The sequence below is a fragment of the Prosthecobacter sp. genome, from assembly GCF_044373815.1.
Classification (GTDB): Bacteria; Verrucomicrobiota; Verrucomicrobiia; order Verrucomicrobiales; family Verrucomicrobiaceae; genus Prosthecobacter.
Genome location: NZ_JBIPNG010000525.1, coordinates 1 through 4,365 on the forward strand (window position 1 = coordinate 1; position 4,365 = coordinate 4,365).

The 4,365-nt window shown below is 63.0% G+C and carries 3 protein-coding genes; all 3 read right to left on the reverse strand.

The annotated features are described in order from the left end of the window. Positions 1–716, reverse strand: a 716-nt coding sequence (locus tag ACIREA_RS27465) for a WD40 repeat domain-containing protein (protein WP_397385516.1), incomplete at its 3' end; no start/stop codon positions are given. Positions 717–724: 8 nt separating this feature from the next. Continuing rightward, positions 725–2,050 (reverse strand): DUF1501 domain-containing protein, encoded by a 1,326-nt coding sequence (locus ACIREA_RS27470; RefSeq protein WP_397385517.1) that lies wholly within the window; start codon positions 2,048–2,050, stop codon positions 725–727. 130 nt (positions 2,051–2,180) lie between these two features. Continuing rightward, positions 2,181–4,067 (reverse strand): DUF1549 domain-containing protein, encoded by a 1,887-nt coding sequence (locus ACIREA_RS27475; protein ID WP_397385518.1) that lies wholly within the window; start codon positions 4,065–4,067, stop codon positions 2,181–2,183. Positions 4,068–4,365 lie beyond the last annotated feature (298 nt).

A 4,365-nucleotide genomic window follows, 5' to 3' on the forward strand; every position in this document is an offset into this window, starting at 1 on the left:
TTGCCTGCCATCGGATCTCCCATCGGCCCCATACCACAACCTAGCAGGGCATTGCCATCCGGTGCAAAGACGAGGCTGTAGATGCCGCCGGAGTAGTGATGGGATTTGGTGGTGCCCCACGAGGTGAAATCGGGAGACGTCCACTGCGACACCGGCTTGCCATCCTTCGACTGCACATCCCACACACGCACCTCGCCCATCATGTTTGCCGCAGCGAGGTGCTTGCTGTCTGGACTGAACGCACAGCTTAGCACCGGCGGCGTATGACTGTAGCTGGCCACCAGCGCACCGCTGGCGGTGTCATACACGCGCACACTCGGCTCGCTCTCCGCCGCAGGCTCATACTTCCAGCCACCCGCGATGTACTGCCCAGTCACACTCGCCACCCGCGTCCCATCGGGCGAGATCGCGAGCTGCCAGCTCCAAAACGAGTGCGCCTTCACCTCACGCACACACTTGCGCGTCGCCACGTCATGCCACAGCAGCATGCCGTCATACCCGGCGGAGATAAGCGTCTTGCCATCCGGCAGCAGCACGCAGCCGCTGGCGTAGGAGTTGTGCTTCTTTTCAAACACCTCCTTCTTGCCGGTCGCGGTTTCCACGGCATGCACACTTCCATCCATGCAGGCGGCGTAGGCCTGCGCGCCATCCGGCGTGGTCGCCAGTCCCAGGACGGCAAAGGGCATCTCGTATTGTTGGGTACGGGTCAGTTTCATGGGCGGTCTCAGGCGAGGATGTCGCGGATCGGCTCCGCCTTGTTTTCCACGCGGTGGAAGGTGGGCATTCCGGGCAGGTCATACTCCGCATACGGATCAATGCCGAGCGCCGTGAAGATGGTGGCGAAGAGATTCTGCTCGCTGTACGGCTTTTCGATCACGTCCACGCCATCAACATCCGTCGCGCCCGTGACCACGCCGCGCTTCAGGCCGCAGCCGGTCATCATCATGCTCCAGGCGTTCGGGTAGTGCTCGCGACCGCGCGCCACGTTCATCCACGGACTGCGGCCAAACTCACCCATCGCAATCACCAGCGTGGAGTCCAGCAGCCCGCGCTCTTCGAGGTCGTTGACGAGATTGTACACCACATGGTCCAGCTCCGGCACAAGCATCTGATGGATCTCATGGTTGAACACATGGTTGTCCCAGTTCATACCATTGGCCACCATCACAAACGGCGCACCATTTTCAACGAGGTGCCGCGACATCAGCGCATGCTGCGCAAAACTCCCCGGGCCGTATCGCTCGCGGTCCTTGGCAGGCAGTTTGTTCACGTCAAACAGATCCGCGCTCGCGCTCAGCCCCTTCATGCGCTCAAAGGCCGCATTCTGGCTGCGTGCCACCGCGCTGCTGCGGTCACGCTCATACTTCGAAGTCAGAAACTTGCGCAAGGTCTCACGCGACTCCTTGTCATGCTGCGGGATGCTCGCGCCCTCCTTCTGCAAAAACTGCGTGTAGTCCCCGCCCAGCCGCACCGGTGCGTATTCCGCGCCGAGCCAGCCCGCCCAGTTGCCCGCCTTGAAGCCTTCGAACTCATTGCCGCCGGGCACGGGATCGAGAAAGATGAAGTTCGGCAGCTTCGCATCCAACTGCCCCATCGCCTGCGCCAGACTGCTGCCCAGCGTCGGCCGTGTGAAGCCTGCACGCTCCGGGCTGCCGCGCTGCAGCAGGTTGATCGCCTGCAGGTGCTCCGGCTGGTTCGTCTTCATGCTGCGCACCAGGTTCAACTTGTCCGCGATGCTCGCGCACTTCGGCATCAGCGATGAAAAATGGATGCCCGGAATCTTCGTCGGCATGCTGCCAAACGGCCCGTTCCCCGGACTGCCCGGCTTCGGATACCACGTCTCAAACTGACTCGGCGCCCCGCACAGCCACAGCAGGATGCAATGCTTCTGCGCCTTCTTCGTCTCCTCGGCAAAGACCGGATTCTGAAACAGCCCCGTAAAGCTCGCCGTGCTGGCCAGCGCACCGCCCGTCAGCCCCTTCAAAAACAGCCGCCGATGCAGCGTGTGCTCTTGAGTCGGGCAGCGGGGGTGGGGATCGCGGAGATTCATCAGGTCAAAAGGGGCGTTTTGGGCGCAGGAAAGTTACACCGTTTGCCGGAGATTTTTAGCAGCGTTTTTTTCTTCTGCGCAGCTTCTTTGCCAGTGGGTCGGCATTCACATCTGATCACTCCTATCGCCCTCACGGCATCGCCAGAAACTCCGCGCTCGTCAGCAGCGCCCACAGCAGATCCCGCGTTGCCTCCGCTGGATGCCCGGCATTCGCCGTCACAAATGCCGCCGCCTGCGTGGACTCATCCGCCCCCGGCGCGCGACCATACACCGCCTGAAACGCCTCACGCACCCGCGCATTCACATCCGGTAGCGCCGTCAGCTTCGCAATGACGCCCCCCTGCGCCGCCTGCAGCAGCGCGTTCATCGTGGGCGATCCCGATAAAAACTGCGCCTGCTGGAAGGTGGCGTTGTACTCCTTTGGCAGCACGTCCGGCATGGCGGTGATGACCTGACGGCGAAACTCCTCTTCGTCCGGCGGCAGGCTCAGCGCGATGCGCCATGAGCGTGCCAGCTGCTCCGCCGTCAGCGGCCGTTCCTTCATGCCCGCAAAGAGCTCCGGCGCGGCATCTGAAGCCCCCAGCGCATACACGCGGCTGCGCACGATCTCCCGCACCACGCGGCGCGAGTCATAGTTATGCGAGGCAAAATCCTGCGCCAGCCACTCCAGCAGTTCCGGGTGGCTCGGCGTGTTGCGCTCGTTGATCTCATCCGGCGGATTGACGATGCCGCGACCGATGAACGCCGCCCACATGCGGTTCACAAACGCACGCGCCAGCAGCGGATTGTCCTGCGTGGCGGCTTCGGCAAACGCCTCGCGCCGCGAGTACTTCGGCACGCGCACCGCTGCCTTGGCATCCTCATACATCTCCGGCCCATCCTTCTCCTTCGTCTCGCCGCCGGGCCACACTTCCGGCAGCGTGCGACCGGTCAGCAGCGTCACCACCGCCGGCTGCGATTCCTTTTTCAAATTGGTAAAATTCATGAAGCCACCCACCGCGCTCTCCGCCACCGCCGTGCTGGCGTCCACGTTCTTGCTGCGATTAAACGCCGCCACCAGACCCCAGTAGTGCGCCTGCTTGATCTCACGTGCCAGCGGGTGGTCATGGCACTGCGCGCAGTCGATCTTCGTCCCATACACCACCGGCGCCACCGCCTCGGCGATCTTCTGGTAGTCGTTCTTCCGCTCAAACAAAAACCACGAGGCGCCCTTGCGGTCCGGTGCCTTGTCAGGCTTCGCGCACAGCACGTCATACACCACCTCGTTCCACGGGCGGTTGTCCTTGAAAGCCTTCTCCAAAAAAGTCCACCAGCCCGAGCCCTTGCGCCGTCCATCCGGATTTCCGCGCGTGAGGCGGCCCATCAAAAAATGGTCCCACAGCTCGCGCATACGCACCGCATACTCCGGTGCCGCCAGCAGCTTGTCGATCAACCCATCCCGCTGCGGTGCCGCGACAAACGCCGCCAGCTCCGACTGCGTAGGAATGCGCCCCGCCAGATCCAAATACACACGCCGGCACCACACCGCATCCGTCACCGCCGCCGCAGGCTTCACCCCCGCGCGCGACCAGCCTTCCGCGATCAGCGTCGAGATCGCTTCCTCACCCGAGACAAACTGCCGCGCCACCTTCGGCTGCGCCTTCTCCACCGCCGCCACCGGCGTGGCAGGCAGTGCAGAGATCCATTCCTTCACCGCCGCACGCTCCGCATCCGTGAGCTGTTTCTTCGGCGGCATGTGCGGGTCCGCTCCCTTTTCCAAGCTCGTAAACAGCGCGCTCGCCTCCGGCTTCCCCGGCTGCACCACAGCACCGTCTTCACCGCCTTTGATCACCATCTCCGGCGTATCCAGTTCCAGCCCGCCCTTCTGCTCCAGCACCCCGTGGCACTTCACACAGTTCTCATCCAGAATCCGCCGCACCTTCCCCGACCACAGCGCCGCTGCATCCGCCCCATGCAAGAGGGAGGCCGCAGTGAGTGAGAGGCAAAAAATGGGGGCGATCAGGACGTAGCGCGGCATGCAGAGTTCAGGCACAGATGAGAGGGGGGAAACTACAGCGTTCCCCGGCATTTCTTGCGGAGAAAAGGCGGTCATTCGGAGCGCCCGGATTTTACACCGCAGCGTTCGGAACGCCGCAGAGATTGTCTCTGAAAAATCTCTGCGGCGCCCCCCCTCTGCGGTGTGGTGATTGGGTTCGGACTTCTGAAGTACGACAGACACTCCAGTCTGTCGGCCAGCGGCACCGCCATTCCTCAGGCAGGCACCGAGCTTGAAAGGGATAGCGAAAGCGTCAGACGGCTGCGGCGGTGTGAGAGCG

Excerpts from the sequence above, each read along its gene's own strand:
- ACIREA_RS27470 (WP_397385517.1), bottom strand. The coding sequence starts at position 2,050 with ATGAATCTCCGCGATCCCCACCCCCGCTGCCCGACTCAAGAGCACACG.
- ACIREA_RS27475 (WP_397385518.1), bottom strand. The coding sequence starts at position 4,067 with ATGCCGCGCTACGTCCTGATCGCCCCCATTTTTTGCCTCTCACTCACT.